Annotated in this window: 21 protein-coding genes; 5 read left to right on the top strand and 16 right to left on the bottom strand. The window is 69.0% G+C overall.

What is annotated here, in order from left to right; genetic code table 11:
* The first annotated feature begins 5 nt into the window (after nucleotides 1–5).
* The 3 genes from folP (at nucleotide 6) to ACFP3H_RS23135 (ending at nucleotide 2,424) form a co-directional block, all read left to right on the top strand.
* Nucleotides 6–941 carry a dihydropteroate synthase gene (folP, locus tag ACFP3H_RS23145; RefSeq protein WP_378609128.1) on the top strand — a complete coding sequence of 312 codons (936 nt, stop codon included), beginning with the start codon at nucleotides 6–8 and terminating at the stop codon, nucleotides 939–941.
* The gene (locus tag ACFP3H_RS23140) at nucleotides 938–1,876 is read left to right on the top strand and encodes a glucosyl-3-phosphoglycerate synthase (RefSeq protein WP_378609126.1); all 939 of its coding nucleotides are present in this window, start codon (nucleotides 938–940) and stop codon (nucleotides 1,874–1,876) included. The genes folP and ACFP3H_RS23140 overlap by 4 nt, the downstream gene beginning before the upstream one ends.
* A gap of 152 nt (nucleotides 1,877–2,028) precedes the next feature.
* Nucleotides 2,029–2,424, top strand: coding sequence for a DUF2628 domain-containing protein (locus ACFP3H_RS23135; protein WP_378609125.1), 396 nt, complete (start codon nucleotides 2,029–2,031; stop codon nucleotides 2,422–2,424).
* A gap of 2 nt (nucleotides 2,425–2,426) precedes the next feature.
* On the opposite strand, the gene ACFP3H_RS23130 is transcribed toward ACFP3H_RS23135, so the two are convergent.
* The 9 genes from ACFP3H_RS23130 to sigE all read right to left on the bottom strand — a co-directional run bounded on the left by ACFP3H_RS23130 (nucleotide 2,427) and on the right by sigE (nucleotide 9,236).
* Nucleotides 2,427–2,822, bottom strand: a complete 396-nt coding sequence (locus tag ACFP3H_RS23130; protein WP_378609123.1) for a TA system VapC family ribonuclease toxin — start codon at nucleotides 2,820–2,822, stop codon at nucleotides 2,427–2,429.
* Nucleotides 2,819–3,052, bottom strand: coding sequence for an antitoxin (locus ACFP3H_RS23125; RefSeq protein ID WP_378609122.1), 234 nt, complete (start codon nucleotides 3,050–3,052; stop codon nucleotides 2,819–2,821). The genes ACFP3H_RS23130 and ACFP3H_RS23125 overlap by 4 nt, the downstream gene beginning before the upstream one ends.
* Nucleotides 3,053–3,226: 174 nt before the next feature.
* Entirely contained in the window at nucleotides 3,227–4,309 is a 1,083-nt protein-coding gene (locus ACFP3H_RS23120) for an XdhC family protein (protein WP_378609120.1), read from the bottom strand.
* 95 nt (nucleotides 4,310–4,404) lie between these two features.
* The gene (locus ACFP3H_RS23115) at nucleotides 4,405–4,971 is read right to left on the bottom strand and encodes a hypothetical protein (protein WP_378609119.1); all 567 of its coding nucleotides are present in this window, start codon (nucleotides 4,969–4,971) and stop codon (nucleotides 4,405–4,407) included.
* A 116-nt stretch (nucleotides 4,972–5,087) separates the two neighbouring features.
* Nucleotides 5,088–5,945, bottom strand: a complete 858-nt coding sequence (locus ACFP3H_RS23110) for a hypothetical protein (RefSeq protein ID WP_378609117.1) — start codon at nucleotides 5,943–5,945, stop codon at nucleotides 5,088–5,090.
* Nucleotides 5,946–6,137: 192 nt separating this feature from the next.
* Nucleotides 6,138–6,551 carry a Sec-independent protein translocase protein TatB gene (gene tatB, locus ACFP3H_RS23105; RefSeq protein ID WP_378609116.1) on the bottom strand — a complete coding sequence of 138 codons (414 nt, stop codon included), beginning with the start codon at nucleotides 6,549–6,551 and terminating at the stop codon, nucleotides 6,138–6,140.
* Nucleotides 6,552–6,584: 33 nt separating this feature from the next.
* Nucleotides 6,585–8,114: a S1C family serine protease gene (locus ACFP3H_RS23100; RefSeq protein ID WP_378609115.1), complete on the bottom strand. Its 1,530-nt coding sequence runs from the start codon at nucleotides 8,112–8,114 to the stop codon at nucleotides 6,585–6,587.
* Between the two features lie 10 nt (nucleotides 8,115–8,124).
* Entirely contained in the window at nucleotides 8,125–8,493 is a 369-nt protein-coding gene (locus tag ACFP3H_RS23095; protein ID WP_378609114.1) for a hypothetical protein, read from the bottom strand.
* A 65-nt stretch (nucleotides 8,494–8,558) separates the two neighbouring features.
* Nucleotides 8,559–9,236 carry an RNA polymerase sigma factor SigE gene (gene sigE / locus ACFP3H_RS23090; protein ID WP_378609113.1) on the bottom strand — a complete coding sequence of 226 codons (678 nt, stop codon included), beginning with the start codon at nucleotides 9,234–9,236 and terminating at the stop codon, nucleotides 8,559–8,561.
* Between the two features lie 376 nt (nucleotides 9,237–9,612).
* On the opposite strand from sigE, the gene ACFP3H_RS23085 reads away from it, so the two are divergent.
* Nucleotides 9,613–10,248 carry an O-methyltransferase gene (locus ACFP3H_RS23085; RefSeq protein WP_378609112.1) on the top strand — a complete coding sequence of 212 codons (636 nt, stop codon included), beginning with the start codon at nucleotides 9,613–9,615 and terminating at the stop codon, nucleotides 10,246–10,248.
* Here ACFP3H_RS23085 and glgC read toward each other — a convergent pair.
* The gene (gene glgC, locus ACFP3H_RS23080; protein ID WP_378609111.1) at nucleotides 10,245–11,462 is read right to left on the bottom strand and encodes a glucose-1-phosphate adenylyltransferase; all 1,218 of its coding nucleotides are present in this window, start codon (nucleotides 11,460–11,462) and stop codon (nucleotides 10,245–10,247) included. The two genes, ACFP3H_RS23085 and glgC, sit on opposite strands and share 4 nt — an antisense overlap.
* Nucleotides 11,463–11,572: 110 nt before the next feature.
* Here glgC and glgA point away from each other — a divergent pair, with 110 nt between their 5' ends.
* Nucleotides 11,573–12,739 (top strand): glycogen synthase, encoded by a 1,167-nt coding sequence (gene glgA / locus ACFP3H_RS23075; protein ID WP_378609571.1) that lies wholly within the window; start codon nucleotides 11,573–11,575, stop codon nucleotides 12,737–12,739.
* A 49-nt stretch (nucleotides 12,740–12,788) separates the two neighbouring features.
* On the opposite strand, the gene ACFP3H_RS23070 is transcribed toward glgA, so the two are convergent.
* The 6 genes from ACFP3H_RS23070 to ACFP3H_RS23045 all read right to left on the bottom strand — a co-directional run bounded on the left by ACFP3H_RS23070 (nucleotide 12,789) and on the right by ACFP3H_RS23045 (nucleotide 17,138).
* Nucleotides 12,789–13,715: a putative RNA methyltransferase gene (locus tag ACFP3H_RS23070; protein ID WP_417629268.1), complete on the bottom strand. Its 927-nt coding sequence runs from the start codon at nucleotides 13,713–13,715 to the stop codon at nucleotides 12,789–12,791.
* 26 nt (nucleotides 13,716–13,741) lie between these two features.
* Complete coding sequence (locus ACFP3H_RS23065) at nucleotides 13,742–13,909, bottom strand: DUF3117 domain-containing protein (RefSeq protein ID WP_011211259.1); 168 nt, start codon at nucleotides 13,907–13,909, stop codon at nucleotides 13,742–13,744.
* 106 nt (nucleotides 13,910–14,015) lie between these two features.
* Nucleotides 14,016–14,648, bottom strand: coding sequence for a DNA-3-methyladenine glycosylase I (locus tag ACFP3H_RS23060; protein WP_378609110.1), 633 nt, complete (start codon nucleotides 14,646–14,648; stop codon nucleotides 14,016–14,018).
* On the bottom strand, nucleotides 14,645–14,965 hold the full coding sequence (locus ACFP3H_RS23055; protein WP_378609109.1) for a DivIVA domain-containing protein: 321 nt from the start codon (nucleotides 14,963–14,965) through the stop codon (nucleotides 14,645–14,647). The genes ACFP3H_RS23060 and ACFP3H_RS23055 overlap by 4 nt, the downstream gene beginning before the upstream one ends.
* Before the next feature lie 117 nt (nucleotides 14,966–15,082).
* On the bottom strand, nucleotides 15,083–16,219 hold the full coding sequence (locus ACFP3H_RS23050) for an Mrp/NBP35 family ATP-binding protein (RefSeq protein WP_378609108.1): 1,137 nt from the start codon (nucleotides 16,217–16,219) through the stop codon (nucleotides 15,083–15,085).
* Nucleotides 16,220–16,271: 52 nt separating this feature from the next.
* Nucleotides 16,272–17,138 (bottom strand): lytic transglycosylase domain-containing protein, encoded by an 867-nt coding sequence (locus tag ACFP3H_RS23045; protein WP_378609107.1) that lies wholly within the window; start codon nucleotides 17,136–17,138, stop codon nucleotides 16,272–16,274.
* Between the last annotated feature and the right edge of the window lie 64 nt (nucleotides 17,139–17,202).

Genomic DNA, 17,202 nt, shown 5'->3' with positions numbered 1-17,202 from the left:
TGAACATGGGTACCTCACCGGGCACGCCCGAACCGCACGCCCGCGCCACGAGCGGCAGCGGGTCACCGTCGTCGGTAGCGGACGGGCTGCTCTGTGGGCGTCCGGTGGCGAACGATCGCGCGCTGGTGATGGCGATCGTCAATCGCACGCCCGACTCGTTCTACGACCGGGGCGCCACCTTCAGTGACGCGGCCGCGATGGAACGGGTCACCCGGGCGGTCGACGAGGGCGCCGACCTGGTCGACATCGGCGGGGTGAAGGCGGGGCCCGGCGCCACCGTCGACGCGGCCGAGGAAACGCGACGGGTGGTGCCGTTCGTCGCGGCGATTCGGGCGAAATTTCCTGAGCTGTTGATCAGTGTGGACACCTGGCGCGCCGACGTCGCGCGGGCGGCGGTCGGGGTGGGAGCCGACCTGATCAACGACACCTGGGCGGGGGCCGACCCGGAATTGGTGCACGTCGCGGCCGAGACCGGGGCCGGGATCGTGTGCAGCCACACCGGTGGGGCCGTACCGCGCACCCGCCCGCACCGCGTGCGCTACGCCGATGTGGTCGGTGAGGTCACCGCGACGCTGGTGGCCGCCGCCGAAAAAGCTGCGGCGGCGGGGGTGCGCGGCGATGGCATCGTGATCGATCCCACCCACGATTTCGGAAAAAACACCTATCACGGGCTCGAGTTGTTGCGCGGAATCGACGGGCTTGTAAAAACCGGATGGCCAGTTCTCATGGCACTGAGTAACAAGGATTTTATCGGGGAGACTCTAGGTGTAGGTCTCACCGAAAGGGTCGAGGGCACACTGGCGGCAACCGCGTGGTCGGCCGCCGCGGGCGCTCGGATCTTCCGGGTTCACGAAGTCGCCGAGACACGGCGGGTCGTGGACATGATCGCCGCAATCCAGGGCATCCGGCCCCCCGCACGAACTCTGCGAGGTCTGGCATGAAAATCCAACACCGCGAGCCCGCCTGGGCCACCACCCACACCTGGGACACCCCTGACTGGACGGTCGGCGAACTCGTCGCCGCCAAGGCGGGCCGCACCGTTTCGGTGGTGCTGCCCGCGCTCAACGAACAGGACACCGTCGCCGATGTCGTGGCCAGTATCCGGCCGCTGCTCGGCACCCTCGTCGACGAACTGGTCGTGCTCGACTCCGGGTCCACCGACGCCACCGCCGACCGCGCACGCGCGGCGGGAGCCGACGTGATCACCCGCGAGGAGGCCGTCCCCGAGCTCGAGCCGGTCCCCGGCAAGGGCGAGGTGCTGTGGCGCTCGCTGGCGGCCACCACCGGCGATCTGATCGCCTTCGTCGACTCCGACCTGATCGACCCCGACCCCGCCTTCGTCCCCAAGCTGCTGGGTCCGCTGCTGATGATGCAGGGGACGCACCTGTCCAAGGCGTACTACCGGCGGCCGCTGCGACAGGGCGAGTCGGTGGACGCCAACGGCGGCGGGCGGGTCACCGAACTCGTCGCCCGGCCCCTGCTGGCCGCGCTGCGCCCCGAACTGGCGCAGGTTCTGCAACCGCTCGGCGGCGAGTACGCGGGCACCCGCGAACTGCTCACCGCCGTGCCCTTCGCGCCCGGCTACGGGGTGGAGATCGGGTTGCTGCTCGACACCTACGACGCGATGGGCCTGCACGCCATCACCCAGGTCAACCTGGGCGTGCGCACCCACCGCAACCGTCCCCTGTCCGACCTCGGCGTCATGAGTCGCCAGATCCTCGGCACCGCCCTGCGCCGCAGCGGAGTCCCCGACTCCGGGGCGCCGCTCACGCAGTTCCCACTGATCGAGGGCGAGTTCATCGCCCACACCACCTCGGTCTCGCTCGAGGATCGTCCCCCGATGAAAACCCTTCGGCCAGAACAGGTTGCGGCCTAGCATTGTCGAGCGGGCGCCTCGTCACTTCGGTGATGGGGCGTCCTTTCGCTGCCTCTCGGAACCATCGGATGGGCTACGGTGGAGGGGAAGTTGTCGAGAGATCACCAGTGGGGGGATTGATGGATCAGGTTCGGTCGGTCGACTATGCCGGGGTGAAACCGCGGTGGCGCCAGCGGTTCGAGTTCTTCGACGCGCACGGGGCACCGGCCGGACGGCCGTTCCAGCAAGCGTTGCGGCAGAAGTCGTTCAAGGAACGCGCCTTCTGGAACTGGAACGTCCTGGCCTTCATCTTCGGACCGTTCTACTTCCTCACCCTCGGAATGTGGCGCAAGGCCCTGACCCTGCTCGCCCTCAGCGCGACGGTGGTAACCCTGCTCGCCATGGTGGATTTCGCGATCCGCTTCGGCAACATCCCCGAATTCATCTGGCGAGCAGTCCCCTTCGCCCTCGCCGGCCTGTACGGCGCCAGCGCGGACTACGCCTACTACCTCCACACGACACGAAACCCACAGAGCTGGAACCCTTTCGAGGGCATCTTCCGCGCCTGAGATCAGACGCTCAGAAGTTCGGACACGTCCGGGTGCTGAGCGGCCAAGCCTTTGTCGAAGGTGACAAGGCGGCCCTTTTTTGCTCGTGCAAGGGCTGCCAGATAGCAGTCGGTGACCTGGCGGTGGCCGATGACACCGTCCAGCGTGATATCGGTGAACGCTACTGAGTCCGGCCAGAACTCATGACGCTCATGGCTCGACATCGCCGCCAGTGCTGCCAGCGCGGTCGGCACGGGCCAGCCCTCGCGGAGCAGCAATCTGACCAAGCTGCCCTGGGTGATCGGGCAGGTAGCGAAGTTGTCCTCGGAGTCGGCGAACCAGGTTTCCGCCGCATCATGATGCGTGTGATCGGTGACGACGAGCGCGATCAGGACGTTGGCATCGAGCAGGGGCGTCACTCATCCTGCAATGCGCGGACATCTTCCGAGGTCAGTGTTTTGCCGAGGGTGATCGTCGGCAGGCCGGTCTTCGTGCTGCGTCTCTGTTCGGTGACTCCTGAACCGCTGTCCCGCTGAAGCCCACGGCGTACCAAGCAGGCTATGGTCGCGCTGAAGCTGCGATGGGTATCACGAGCGATCGCCATCGCCTGACTGTGCAGGTCGTCGGGTAGATCGATCGTTGTGCGCATGCCTCCAGCGTAAAGACGGCGGCATCACGATCACAACGCATCATGTACTCCATTCTGTTCACCCTTCTGCGTCGGCCCGAAAGCTGAGTCGTCGCCATCCCGGTTGACTAACTGCGGTACCCGGTGTTGACCATCTGCGGGGCACTCCCTGCGCGGGGTGTCGAAGTTCTGGCGTCAGGTGTCGGTGTTGCTGTGGATCGGTCCGGATAGGGCGGTGAGGGGGCGGGCGGTGGCGTTGCCGCGTTCGGCCAGGATTTGGGCGAGGATGGAGATGGCGGTTTCTTCGGGGGTGTGGGCGTTGAGGTCCAGGCCGAGGGGGCTTCGGATGTGGGCGATTTCGGGGGTGGTGAGGCCGGCTTCGTGGAGGCGGTGGGTGCGGTCGGTGTGGGCTCGGCGGGAGCCGAGGGCGCCCAGGAAACCCAGGGCGGGGAGGCGCAGGGCCGAGAGTAGGAGGGGGACATCGAATTTGGGGTCGTGGGTGAGGACGCAGACGACGGTGCGGGCGTCGATGCGGCCCGCGTGGTGTTCGGCCTCGAGGTAGCGGTGGGGCCAGTCGACCACCACCTCGTCGGCGGCGGGGAAACGCGATGCGGTGGTGAAGGTTTCGCGGGCGTCGACGACGGTGACGTGGTAGCCGAGGTGGGCGGCGGAGACCGACAGGGCGCGGGTGTAGTCGTTGGCGCCGGCCAGGATCATCCGGGCGGGGGAGCGGAAGACCTGGACGAAGGTGCGGGGGCGGTCGGGCAGAGCGGGGGTGCAGTCCTGGGCGCCGATGATGCCGTTGTGCCCGGCGGTGAGCAGGGCGGCGGCGTCATGGTCGAGGCCGCGCCACGGTGCCGTGTCGCCGGGGCGGAGAAGTTTACGGTCGGGGGTCGACTCCAGGGTGGTGGCGTAGGCGACCGGGGAGTGGGCCTCGAGGGCGGCGTGCAGGGCGCGCAGGGCGGGAAGGTCGGTGTGGTCGAGGCGTTCGACGAAGACCTCGATCTCGCCACCGCAGGGCAGGCCGACGGCGAGTTCGTCAGGGGCGGCGAAGTGCTCGAGGCTCGCCTGCCCGTCGAGCAGGACCTGGTGGGCGGCGGCGAGCACCGCCGATTCGACGCAACCACCCGAGAGCGATCCGAGCACCGACCCGTCGGCGGTGACCACCATCGCGGCCCCGGTTTCCCGAGGTCCCGCACCGGTTCGATCGACGATCCTGGCCAGCGCGACGGCCTGATCGGGAAGCAGCGCGAGCACCTGCCCGAGCAACTCACGCATCGCGCACCGGCCTCTCCCGGCCGCCTGCCGACAGTGGTGACCGTGTGACCAGCGTAGCTATCTTCGAGCATTCCCGCGCGGTGAGCGCGGGGGCGCTAGTCGAGGATCTCGCGCTGCCGCAGGCCCGCGGGTAGCTCGCCGGTGTGGAAGAAGTCGCGGAAGATCTCCACCGCGGCGTCGGCGGTGAACACCTCTTCCGGGTAGACGTAGGTGTCCTCGTCGCCGTGCGGCAGGTACACCGTGGGCAGGCCGAGGCGTCCGCCGGCGAAGCCGAGGGTGAACCGCCGGGTGACGTGGTCGACGGTGGTGCGCAGCTGCAGGGTCATCGCGTCGGCCGAACCGGCACAGCCCAGCGAGAGGTCGCCGCGCGCCGAACTCACCGTCGTGGTGACCTCGGTGGCGGGGACCGGCTCGGGCAGCACGGTCAGATCGAGCGAGTACCGCTGGTGGCCGTCCATTCGGCGCAGGGGGCGCAGAAAGCTGTCCACGTCCTCGTGCGGGCCGATGAAGACCTTCAAACGGTCGCTGTAGGTGACGCGATGGGTGGTGACGATGACGTCGCCGGGGGTCGGCTCGGCATCGACGGGGGCAACGGGGCGGGGATGGCCTGCCGCATGGACGGGCAGGACCCGGCATGCGCTGGCCTCGGGAGACGAGAACATGTGCTGCTCACCTACTCACACTCGGTTACTCGCTAGCAATCTAACCATCGCGAATGGCTTGTGATCTATAACAGTACAGTGATGCAGATCACGATACGCGGCGAGTTTAGATCAGACTATGGACGAACCCGGGTCGTAGCCAACTTCGGGTCCGTTTCATGGCGATAAACCGGGGTCAGAAGGTCGGCATCGATCGGTTCACCAGTCGCACGGTCGTACCGAACGGCGATGAGAACCGAGAACAAATGCGTACTCGCCCGCTCGTGCAGGGTCGCGAGCCGGGTGGCCAGCAATCGGATCGCACCCAGCGAGCCGGGCGGGTGCAGTCCGTCGATCAGCATGATGGTGCCGCGCCGGTCCGGGCGCGGTAGCCGGGCCAGGTAGGCGATGTCGTGCGGTTCGGTGCCGCCGGGGCGATACACCCGCCGCGCGGCCCGGTCCTCGATCCCGCGCCGGGTGTCGCCCGCCCGGGTGACGGTGCGGCGCAGACGCGGATCGGCCACCACCAGCTGGCGCAGACTCGGCGAGAGCTCGGGGCCGCCGAGCACGACCAGACCGTCGCGATTGAGGTCGATGGGTCTGCCGGGCAGGAACGTCTCGACATTGGCGGCGAAGCCGAGCTGGCGCAGGAGTTCGGCCAGGCGTTGGGCCGCTTGCGGATCGGGCGCGCCGAGCAGTCGGCCCGCGCGGACCTCCGGCGCGAGCACGGTCAGCGTGCCGTGACCGAAGAACAGGCCCTCCGGCACGGGCCCCTGGGTGCTCACCTGGTGGATGCGCGCACGCGACAGGCCCGCGGCGGCCCCGATCCGGGCGAACGTCCAGCCTTCGGCATGGAGTTCTCGGATCACGGCTCGCCGGATCCTGGTGAGTTCGTTGATGGTCTGCTGGGCAGCCGCCACCCCGTCGGTGGCTGCTTTGAGTCTTTCGACCTTGTCTTCGATCGCGAAAACTCGTGCCACGTCATCGGCCGACATGTGCGAAGTCTAGACAGCTGAACACCGATGTGTGTCTGTAACCGTTGACATCGAACTGTCTTGCGCGCCAAGGATCTCGAGGGGTCCCTGGCGGCAAATAGCAGACTCGCGAGGTCGATGCCGCACTCTCGCGATGTCGCGACCTCGCAGCAAATTCCGACCGTGCGGTGTGTTTCGGGGGCTAGGTGGCGTCTAGGTGGCGTCGTAGTCGACCGGGGGGCGCTCGTTGGGCTCGAGCGACTTCTGCGGCGCGGGCGGGGTGCCCGGCATCCCGCTGTTGGTGCCGAAGAGTTGCTTCTTGTCCGGCACCGCGCTCTCGAGGTCGCGCAGCACCGAATCGTCACCGCCGAGCAGGTGCTTGGTGACCACGGCGCGCGGACTCATTCCCCGCAGCTCGTTGAGCTCGGCGAGCGGCTTGCGCAGATCGTCGAACTCCGGGCCGAGCTCCTGTTTGAGCTGGGAGGTGGCCCCGCTGGCGTAATCACGCGCCTGGCGCAGCGCGCCGGTGGTCCAGCGAACGGCGCCGGGCAGACGCTCCGGACCGAGGATGACGAGGGCGGCGACGAGCAGGATCATCATCTCGCTCCACCCGATGTTGCTGAACACGGATCCAGGTTACCCGGCCCGCGCAACCGCAGGTCAGTCGGATTCCAGCGTGACCGGTACGTCCACCTGCCTGCCATCGCGGATCAACTGTACGTTCACCGTCTCGCCGATCTTGCGGGCCTGCACGGCGACGACCAGCTCGTCGGGACCGGTCACCTCGCGGTCGCCGATCTTCACGATGACGTCGCCCTCGACGATGCCCGCCTTGTCGGCCGGGCTGCCCGGGGTCACATCGGCCACCGCGGCGCCGCTCATCACCTCGTTGGCGACGGTCTTGGTGCGCGCGCTCAGCCCGATCACCGGGTGGTGCATCTGGCCGTCGCGGATCAGGGCCTGGGTGACGGTGGTCATCACATCGACCGGGATCGCGAAGCCCAGGCCCACCGAACCGCCGGTCTCGCTGCGGATGGCGGTGTTGATGCCGATCACGCGCGCGTCCATGTCGACCAGCGCGCCACCGGAGTTACCCGGGTTGATCGCGGCGTCGGTCTGCACGGCGTCGATCACCGCGTTGGTGTCGCTGCCCTCGCCCGCGAGCTTCACGGGGCGGTGCAGGGCGCTGACGATGCCGGAGGTGACCGTCTTGCTCAGGCCGAGCGGCGAACCGACCGCGAGCACGTCGTCGCCGACCTGCACATCGGCGGACCGGCCGAGATTGGCCACCGTGAGGTTCTCGACCTCGACCTTGAGCACGGCCAGGTCGGTCTTGGGATCGCGGCCGACGATCTGGGCGGGCACGCGGGCGCCGTCGGAGAACTGCACCTGGATGGCGGCCCGGTTGGACTTGTCGGTCGCGGCCATCGAGATCACGTGGTTGTTGGTGACGATGTAGCCGTCGCCGTCGATGACCACGCCCGAACCGGTGGCGCCGTTGTCGCCGACGGTGACCCGGATCGAGACGACCGAGGGGAGAACGGCATTGGCGACCGCGGCGATCTGGCTGTGCGGGGTCTCGATGGCGGCGCTCTGATCCAGGGTCACCTTGCGCGAGGTGAGCGTGGACGCGGTCTCGGCGCTGATCCGGCCGACCAGGCCGCCCACGACGGCGATACCGAGCGCGAGGGCGGCCAGCAGGGCCAGCGCCTTGGGCGCCACGCGCGAACCGAACAGCACCTCGCGCGCGGTCAGCTTCGGGGCGTCGGGCAGGCGGGGCGTGACGGGGGTGTCGACGGCGGGGGTGCCGAGGCGGGCGGCGGCGTCGGGATCGCGCCACGGGTCCACCGGGCCCGCGATGATCCGTTCGGGCTCCCCGGTACCGGGATCGCGCTGCAACAGCTCCGAGGAGCCGTCAGGGCGGGCGAACGCCTCGGCGAGCACACCGTCGGGCGGGCGCGCGACGATCCCGTCGTCACCTCGGCCGTTGACCCGCGTCGGGTCGTGCGGTGCGAAGGAACCGGCCTGGCCGTTCGGGCGGCGGAACGCGCGCGCGGTGTGGCTGTCGATGTGCGGCCGGTAGACCGGACGCGGCCCGAGGTTCGGTGCGTCGGAGGGGCGCAGCGAGCCCCGCGTGTCCCCCGAATCCGAGTGCTGGGCCGATCCGGAATTCGTCGATTCGCCTGTCACGTCGCAGACTCTACTTGCGCCGCCGCGTTGTCCACCGGGTCGCGGTGAAGGAATCGGTGATGAATCCGAGAAATGCCTCGTTACGGCGCTGCGGCTGCGGTGCGGCACCGGGCAGCTCGGCCAGCGGGATGCGGGTCAGGCTGTCGTGCAGGTTACGCGGAATCGCGACCTCGGCGGCCCGGCGCAGCGCGATGCGCGCCTGCTGCTGGGCGTCGACCTCGGCCTGACATTCCGGGCACACCGAAAGATGCTGGGCGGCGCGCAGATACGCGTTCATGCGCAGCTCGCCGTCGACGAAGGCCGCGACAGCCTCACTGGCCAGATGCTCGGTGGGCGCAAAGCGCGGCGGGCGACCTGCGGCACTGGGGTCCACACTCATGCGGAGTATTTCCTTCCGACCGACATCAACACCGAGAAGGCCCACCTTCGACGTCGAAACTCCCGTCACATGATGTGGGCGTCAGCGGAGTACCGCTGCTCACTTCCATTATGCGCAAGGTACTCGCGCAGTGCCTGACGTCCACGGTGGATCCGGCTGCGCACGGTGCCCAGCTTCACGCCGAGCGTCGCGCCGATCTCCTCGTAGGACAGGCCCTCGATGTCACACAGGACCACCGCGGCGCGGAACTCCGGCGCCAGTGAATCGAGTGCTTTCTGCAGGTCGGGGTCGAGTCGGGAGTCGTGGTAGGCGTCTTCGGGGGTGGGGCCCTCGGCGGGCACGCGGTCGTAGTCCTCGGGCAGCGCCTCCATGCGGATGCGGTTGCGGCGGCGGACCATGTCCAGGAACAGGTTGGTGGTGATGCGGTGCAGCCAGCCCTCGAAGGTGCCGGGCTGGTAGTTCTGCAGGGAGCGGAACACCCGGATGAAGGTGTCCTGGGTCAGGTCCTCGGCGTCCTGGGCGTCGCCGGAGAGGCGGTAGGCCAGGCGGTAGACCCGGTCGGCGTGTTCGCGGACGAGGTCGTCCCAGGAGGGCATGGCGGAGCGATCACCGGTGGCGTCGAAGGCGGCGGTGCCGGTGAGTTCGACCTCGAGTTCCTCGGCGGCCAGTTGTTCGGCCGCGGCCAGGGTGAGTTCGGCGGACGTGGTCTGGTCGGTGGCGTGGGGACGCGCCGTGTCTACCATCGGGATGGGACACCTCCTACTCGGGACCGCTGGCACGAAGGCGAGCTGGTCCGGGTCAGCGAACCGTGCTTGTTCGGAATCAACCAGCAACCGTGTGCGGTTGTTCCCGCGCCTCGTGCCCGCCGCGATCGGCTGGCCTTGCGTAGGGCAACTATTTCCTGCCGCGATATGGGTCAGGTGTGGAGATCCTGAGTGTGACCTGAGAATTCTGGTCCCGATCGAGCCTAATCGCCGCAGCAGCGGAAAAACAGCAGTTCGGGAGGTGTTGTGACCGAGCCGCAAACTTTCGGCAATTCTTCGGAATTCGGGCGACACAGTGCCGGATCGGTCCCTTCGCTGAATACACAGACCCCTCCGGTGCCCTAGCCTCTTAGCTGTGGCATCGAACGTGGAGCGGAATCTGGCCTATGTGGAGGAATCCGTCGTCGAGGACGAGGTTCTGCTCGAGGCGCGCGAGCGGGCCACCGAGCTGGGCGCCATGCCGGTGCCCCCGTCGGTCGGTGCGCTGCTGTGCATGTACGCCCAGATGCTCGGGGCCCGCGCGGTCGTCGAGGTGGGCACCGGGGCCGGGATCAGCGGATTGTGGCTGCTCGACGGCATGCGCGAGGACGGCACCCTGACCACCATCGACTCCGAACCCGAACATCAGCGCGCGGCCAAGGAAGCGTTCCGCACCGCCGAGATCGCGCCCTCGCGCACGCGCCTGATCAACGGCCGCGCCCTGGACGTGCTGCCGCGACTCGCCGACGGCGCCTACGACCTGGTCTTCATCGACGCGGCGCCGATGGAGCACCCGTACTACGTCGAACAGGGCGTGCGGCTGCTGCGCGAGGGGGGCGCGTTCATTCTCAACAACGCGCTGCTCGGCGGGCGGGTGCCCGATCCGGAACAGCGCGATCCGGCCACCCAGGCGGTCCGCGCGGCCACCCGCGCCATCGCGGAGAACCCGGAGCTGACCAGCGTGCTCATCCCCATCGGCGACGGGCTGCTCTGCGCCTCACGGGGCTGCTAACCGACCCAGATGCCCTTGCCGACGGTGACGACGCCACCGTTGCTGACCGCGAAACGTTCGCGGTCGCGGTCCAGGTCCAGGCCGATGATCTCGCCCTCGCCGACCACCACGTTCTTGTCCAGGATCGCGTGGCGCACGACCGCGCCGCGGCCGATCCGCACGCCTGGCATCAGCACGCTGCCCTCGACCGTGGCCCCGTCCTCGATCACCACGTTGGAGCTCAGGACCGAATTGCGGACGGTGGCGGCCGACAGGATCGAGCCGGCGCCGACGATCGACTCCTGCGCCAGCCCGCCCTGGGCGAACTTCGCCGGCGGCAGGTTCTCGGCGGCGCCGCGGATGGGCCAGTGCTTGTTGTAGAGGTTGAACACGGGGTGCACCGAGACCAGGTCCATGTGGGCGTCGTAGAAGGCGTCGATGGTGCCCACGTCGCGCCAGTAGCCGCGATCGCGTTCGGTGGCGCCGGGGACCTCGTTGTCGGCGAAGTCGTAGACCGAGGCCAGGCCGTCGGCGACCAGCTTCGGGATGATGTCGCCGCCCATGTCGTGATCGGAGTCGGAGTTCGCGGCGTCGGCGCGGATGGCGTCGACGAGCACCCGGGTGGTGAACACGTAGTTGCCCATCGAGGCGAACGTGACATTCGGGTCGTCGGGGGTGCCGGGCGGGTGCGCGGGCTTCTCCAGGAACTGGGTGATCCGGCCGGACTCGTCGCTGTCGATGCACCCGAACGCGCTCGCCTCGGCCCTCGGCACCCGGATCCCGGCCACCGTAACGCCCGCGCCCGAGGCGATATGGCTGGCCACCATCTGCTCGGGATCCATCCGGTACACGTGATCGGCGCCGAACACCACGATGTAGTCGGGGTCCTCGTCGTAGATCAGGTTCAGCGACTGCATGATCGCGTCGGCGCTGCCGGTGTACCAGCGCGGGCCGAGCCGCTGCTGGGCGGGCACCGGGGTGATGTACTCGCCGGTGAAACCGGACAGTCGCCACGTTTGCGAGATGTGGCGGTCGAGCGAATGTGACTTGTACTGGGTGAGCACGCACAGGCGCAGGTATCCCGCGTTGACGAGGTTGCTGAGCACGAAGTCGATCAGCCGATAGGCGCCACCGAACGGAACCGCGGGCTTGGCGCGGTCGGCCGTGAGCGGAAACAGTCGTTTGCCCTCGCCACCGGCGAGCACGATCCCGAGTACGTGCGGCTGGCTCCTCACCCTGCTCAAAGTACAGGTCCGGCGCGCTTACGGTGGCCCATGTCGACCCGACGGTCTAATTTGGACCAGTGAGTGATGGCACCGACGGCGAGCGGACCCAGGCGGAAACGCTGCGAGTTGCCATGCTGACCCGCGAGTATCCGCCCGAGGTGTACGGCGGGGCGGGAGTTCATGTCACCGAGCTCACGGCGCGGTTGCGGGCGCTGTGCGATGTCACAGTGCACTGCATGGGGGTGCCGCGCGCGGACGCGGTGGTGCATCAGCCCGATCCCGCGCTCGGTGCCGCCAACGCGGCGTTGCAGATGATGTCGGCGCAGTTGCGGATGGCGGACGCGGCCGGCGGGGTCGACGTGGTGCACTCGCACACCTGGTATTCCGGGTTGGCGGGGCATCTGGCCGCGACGCTGTACGGGATTCCGCATGTGCTGACGGCACATTCGCTCGAGCCGCGGCGGCCGTGGAAGGCCGAGCAGCTCGGGGGCGGGTATCGGCTCTCGTCGTGGTCGGAGCGCACGGCGATGGAGCACGCCGACGCGGTGATCGCGGTGAGCGAGGGGATGCGCCACGACGTGCTCGACGCCTACCCGGCGATCGACCCGGGGCGAGTTCATGTGGTGCACAACGGGATCGACGCGAGTGTGTGGCACCCCGGCCCGCCCGCCGGTGATCAGACGCCGGTGTTGGAGCGGCTGGGGGTGCGTGCGGACGCGCCGATCGTGTCGTTCGTCGGGCGGATCACCCGGCAGAAGGGGGTCGGGCATCTGCTGGCGGCGGCGGCCTCGTTCGACCCCGAGATCCAGCTGGTGCTGTGCGCGGGGGCGGCCGATACCGCCGAGTTGGAGGCGGAGGTCGCCGAGGCGGTGGACGCCCTGCAGCGGCAGCGCGGGAACGTGTTCTGGGTGCGGGAGATGCTGCCCACCGAACAGGTCCGTCAGATTCTCTCCGCCTCAGCGGTATTCGTGTGCCCGTCGGTGTACGAGCCGTTGGGCATCGTGAATCTCGAGGCGATGGCGTGTGCGACCGCGGTGGTCGCCTCCGACGTGGGGGGGATTCCCGAGGTGGTCGACGACCACGTGACCGGACGACTGGTGCACTACGACCCCACGGCCACACAGGAGTACGAGCGCGGCTTGGCGGCGGCGGTGAACGAGGTCGCGGGGGATCCGGCGCTGGCGGTTCGCTACGGCGAGGCCGGGCGGGTACGGGCCATCGCGGAGTTCGACTGGGCACGAATCGCCGAGCGGACCCTGGACGTGTACCGGAGCGTGCTGCGGTAGGTCTTGTCGACCGTGTGCTCGGCTCGGGCCGCCGGTTGGTACGGCGCGATCAGCCGGTCGTGCGGTAGGTCGACACGGTCACCGACGCCGTTACCTCAGTGCTCTCGGGTAGGGCCGCGATGCGGGGGTCGTCGGCGGGGGTGCTGTGGAAGGCCGAGGGGCCCATGGCGACGACGTTCGTGACGTCGGTGCGCGACAGCGTCATCGGGAACTCGACGAGGGTGTGCTCGGTGCGCGTGAACGTGCCGGACAGGGCCTCGGCCAGGCGGCGGTCCTTGTCGGGGTCGACTCGCACCATGCCGAGCGGGCCGATCAGTTCGCCGAGGTGGCGGGTGGTGGGGGTGACGACGACGAAGCGGCCGCCCGGTGCGAGGACGCGGGCGACTTCGGCGGGGTTGCGCGGGGCGAAGACCGACAGGACTCCGGTGAGCGAGTGGTCGCGCACGGGCAGGCCGCGCCAGGCGTCGGCCAGGACGGAGGCGAGGCGGGGGTGGGCGCGGGCGGCGCGGCGGGCGGCCGGTTTGGCCACGTCCAGGGCGATGCCGAAGGCGCCGGGGTGGGTGTCGAGGAGCGCGGCGAGGTAGTAGCCGGTGCCCGCGCCGATCTCGAGCACCGCGCTGATGTCGGGTGCTGTGCTCGCTGAGCGGCAGGCCGAACTGCGATCGCGCGCAGGGTCGGTCGAAGCCGGTGCGGCGGTCGGCTGAGCTGGGCGAGTAGCCGTGTCGGCGCGGAACTCGGCACGCGGATCAGCGGCGAAAGCGCGCGCGGTCGCCTCGGTGATCGGGGCGAAGTGCCCAGCGCCCTGGAACGCGGCGCGCGCGTCGAGCATGTCGGCGGTGTCGCCGGTCATCTTCGTCGATGCCCCGGTCAGCAGCCCGACATAACCCTGACGGGCGATGTCGAAGCTGTGACCGGAACCGCATCGCAACGCACGGTCGTGCGGTAGCAGTGCGTCGCCGCACTCCGGACAGGCCAGGAGTGCGGCGACCTCGGTCAGCGCATTCAGCTGGTGACGCTCTTCAGTTCGTCACCGAGCGCCGCAGCCTCGTCCGGTGTGAGTTCGACGACCAGACGCCCGCCACCCTCGAGTGGAACCCGCATGACGATTCCACGACCTTCCTTGGTTGCTTCGAGGGGACCGTCCCCGGTACGGGGCTTCATGGCCGCCATCCTCTGCTCCCTCCAGATCTGCGCGGTGGTTCTGCGCACTGTTTTCTCGTCTGCCGGTTGTCGCCAACCAGCGGGCTCGCCGGGTGTTCGGCGGGCCACACCGGTCCTATTCTTCCCTATTGCCGTCGCGGGCGGACACCTGAGTGCGAAATCTGACTGCGGAGTCGGTTCCGTTCGGCACCGCGCTCACCCAGCAAACATCCAGGTGGTCGTCCACCATGCCGGTGGCCTGCATCAGGGCATAGGCCGTCGTCGGGCCCACGAAAGCGAACCCGCGACGCTTCAATTCCTTTGCCAGAGCAATGGATTCGGGTGTGGTCGCGGGCACATTCGCAATCGCTGTGGGGCGTGGGCGTGGCGCGGGCGCGAACGACCACAGCAGCTCGTCCAGTGGCACCGGCAGGTCGCGAGCAACCCGGGCATTGTTGATCACCGCGTCGATCTTGGCGCGGTTGCGCACGATGCCCGCGTCGGCCAACAGGCGCGCGCGGTCGTGATCATCGAACTCGGCCACCTTCGCGATCGCGAAATGGGCGAACGCGGCGCGGAAGGCCGGTCGCTTGCGCAGGACGGTGATCCACGCCAAGCCCGACTGGAACGCCTCGAGGCAGAGCCGTTCGAACAGGGCGTCGTCGCCGTGCAGGGGCCTGCCCCACTCGGTGTCGTGGTAGTCGCGGTAGAGCTGGGAGCCGGTGGACCAGTCGCAGCGAACGCGCCCGTCGTCGACGAGCTCGCTCACGGGCGTTCCTGGCCCGCCACGACCTGGGCCTGCCAGTGCCGGGCCTGGGCCACCTCGAACTCGAGCTCGTCGATCCGCTCGGCCAGCCGGGCCAGCGCCCAGTCGACCTCGGCGGCCTTGTACCCGCGCACCACCTGTTGGAACCGTAGCGCCCGCACATCGGCGCCGGTGACGCCCTCGGCGGGCAGCACGGTGGCGGTGGTCCCGTCGGGCAGCGGCCCCAGCTCCTCGGAGCGCCCGAACACCGCACTCGCGACCAGGAACAGCATCGCCGCGACCAACCCGACGATGAGTACGTACAGAAGCAGCGTCAGCATATGAGCAGCCTAGAAGAACCCACCGACAGTCCGCCTCCCCGAGTATCTCGGCCAGACCTGGATGGGTGATTCCGTGGGGAACGCGGCTGGCGGTGGCGTGCAGGAGGGCTCAGGAACTTACAGGTGGCGGGTCGTATCGATGCCCAGGGACATGCCCGCCAGACCCCGCTTGCGGATGGCGAGTTTGTCGGCGATGCCGCGCAGGGCGACGGCGGCGGGGTTCTCGGGATCGGAGAGCACGATCGGGGTGCCCGCGTCGCCACCCTCGCGCAGGGCCTGCTCGATCGGGATCTGACCGAGCAGCGGCACGTTCGACCCCACCGCGCGGGTGAGGCGGTCGGCGACCACCTGGCCGCCGCCGGCGCCGTAGAGCTCCATGCGCGAGCCGTCGGGCAGGTCCAGCCAGGACATGTTCTCGACCACGCCGGCGATGCGCTGACGGGTTTGCAGGGCGATCGCGCCCGCGCGCTCGGCCACCTCGGCGGCGGCGATCTGCGGGGTGGTCACGACCAGGATCTCGGCGCTGGGGATGAGCTGGGCGATGGAGATGGCCACGTCGCCGGTGCCGGGCGGCAGGTCCAGCAGCAGCACGTCCAGGTCGCCCCAGAACACGTCGGCGAGGAACTGTTGCAGCGCGCGGTGCAGCATCGGACCGCGCCACACGACCGGGGTGTTGCCCTGGGTGAACTGCGCGATCGAGATCATCTTCACGTTGTGCGCGACCGGCGGCATGATCATCCGCTCGACCTGGGTCGGACGCGCGTCGGTGCCGAGCATGCGGGGGATGGAGTGGCCGTAGATGTCGGCGTCGAGCACACCGACCGACAGGCCGCGCTCGGCCAACGCCACGGCCAGGTTGGCGGTGACGCTGGACTTGCCGACCCCGCCCTTGCCGGAGGCGACCGCGTACACGCGGGTGAGCGAGCCGGGCTGGGCGAACGGGATGATCGGTTCGGCGGAATCGCCGCGCAGCGACTTGCGCAGCTCGGTGCGCTGCTCATCGCTCATCACGTCGAGGTCCACGGTCACCGCACCGGCGCCGTTGACGTCGGCGACGGCCTTGGTGACCCGCTGGATGATCTCGGTGCGCAGCGGGCAGCCCGAGGTGGTGAGGTAGATCTCGACGTGCACGTCGCCGGTCTCGGCGATGGCGATGGACTTGACCATCCCCAACTCGGTGATCGGCTTGCGGATCTCCGGGTCGTCGACCTTCGCGAGCGCCGCCCGCACATCCGCTTCCGTAATCACTGACATAAGCCCGATATTAGGCTTCCCCCGAACGGCGGCCGGGCGTAGGGCTGCCTCACTAGTGGATCCGCGGCAGGTCCTTGGGCGCGGGAGCCAGTCCGCTCGAGTAGGAGCCCGACCAGGCCATCACGTTCGCGACGTAGGCCATCGAGTTGTTGTAGCGCAGGATCGCCTTGGACTGCTGGGACAGGTCGCGCATGTTCAGGCCGCCGTCGCACAGGTAGCGGCCCGCGGTGAGCGCGGCGTCGAACAGGTTCTGCGGATCGGCGACGCCGTCGGCATTGCCGTCGGCGGCGTAGCGCTGCCAGGTCTCGGGCAGGAACTGCATGGGCCCGACGGCGCGGTCGTAGCCGCCGATGCCGTCGAGGTTGCCGCCGTCGCTGTCATGGATGACGTTGTTGCCCGCGAGGCTGCCGTCGAGGACGGGACCGTAGACCGCCTTGATCGGGTTGCCCTCGGCGTCGGCCTTGCCGAACGCGTGGGTGGACTCGACGCGCCCGATTCCGGCCAGCAGCGACCAGGACATGCCGCAGTGCGGATTCTCCACGCCCAGTTGCTCTTCGGCGGACTGGTAGGCGGCCACGGCGATGCCGGGAATGCCCAGCGGGCCCGCGGGCAGCTCGGCGGCGGCCCGATTGTCGGGTAACGCAACGCTTCTCACCTCCGGGGCGGCGGCGCGGGACTGCTTGGCCTGCGCGTGCACCACGTCGGCGATGTCGATCTCCGGCGCCGCGACCGAGCCGAGGGCGGCCTCGGGCTCGGCGTCGGGCAGCAGATCGTGCTCGACCGCGGCGTTGGTGGTGCTGGTCGCCTCGGTGGCGGCCGCGGTGACCGCGACCAGTCCGGCGGGGACCAAACCGGTGAGTGCGATGAGCGAGCTACGGCGAATAGGTGAGGTAGCAGCCTGTTTCCGATGACGACCCATGAGAAGCACGGTACCGCACCCGAGACCTTTTTGTTACCCCTTCGTGATCTGCGTTTCGGATTGA

Source organism: Nocardia lasii (genome assembly GCF_042658545.1).
Taxonomy (GTDB): domain Bacteria; phylum Actinomycetota; class Actinomycetes; order Mycobacteriales; family Mycobacteriaceae; genus Nocardia; species Nocardia lasii.
This window is presented reverse-complemented; position numbering and strand designations above follow the sequence as displayed.

Excerpts from the sequence above, each read along its gene's own strand:
- ACFP3H_RS23140 (WP_378609126.1), top strand. The coding sequence starts at position 938 with ATGAAAATCCAACACCGCGAGCCCGCCTGGGCCACCACCCACACCTGG.
- ACFP3H_RS23115 (WP_378609119.1), bottom strand. The coding sequence starts at position 4,971 with ATGTTCTCGTCTCCCGAGGCCAGCGCATGCCGGGTCCTGCCCGTCCAT.
- ACFP3H_RS23050 (WP_378609108.1), bottom strand. The coding sequence starts at position 16,219 with ATGTCAGTGATTACGGAAGCGGATGTGCGGGCGGCGCTCGCGAAGGTC.
- sigE (WP_378609113.1), bottom strand. The coding sequence starts at position 9,236 with ATGGTAGACACGGCGCGTCCCCACGCCACCGACCAGACCACGTCCGCC.
- ACFP3H_RS23110 (WP_378609117.1), bottom strand. The coding sequence starts at position 5,945 with ATGTCGGCCGATGACGTGGCACGAGTTTTCGCGATCGAAGACAAGGTC.
- folP (WP_378609128.1), top strand. The coding sequence starts at position 6 with ATGGGTACCTCACCGGGCACGCCCGAACCGCACGCCCGCGCCACGAGC.
- ACFP3H_RS23125 (WP_378609122.1), bottom strand. The coding sequence starts at position 3,052 with ATGCGCACAACGATCGATCTACCCGACGACCTGCACAGTCAGGCGATG.
- ACFP3H_RS23045 (WP_378609107.1), bottom strand. The coding sequence starts at position 17,138 with ATGGGTCGTCATCGGAAACAGGCTGCTACCTCACCTATTCGCCGTAGC.
- ACFP3H_RS23120 (WP_378609120.1), bottom strand. The coding sequence starts at position 4,309 with ATGCGTGAGTTGCTCGGGCAGGTGCTCGCGCTGCTTCCCGATCAGGCC.
- ACFP3H_RS23055 (WP_378609109.1), bottom strand. The coding sequence starts at position 14,965 with ATGCTGACGCTGCTTCTGTACGTACTCATCGTCGGGTTGGTCGCGGCG.
- ACFP3H_RS23065 (WP_011211259.1), bottom strand. The coding sequence starts at position 13,909 with ATGGCGGCCATGAAGCCCCGTACCGGGGACGGTCCCCTCGAAGCAACC.
- ACFP3H_RS23095 (WP_378609114.1), bottom strand. The coding sequence starts at position 8,493 with ATGAGTGTGGACCCCAGTGCCGCAGGTCGCCCGCCGCGCTTTGCGCCC.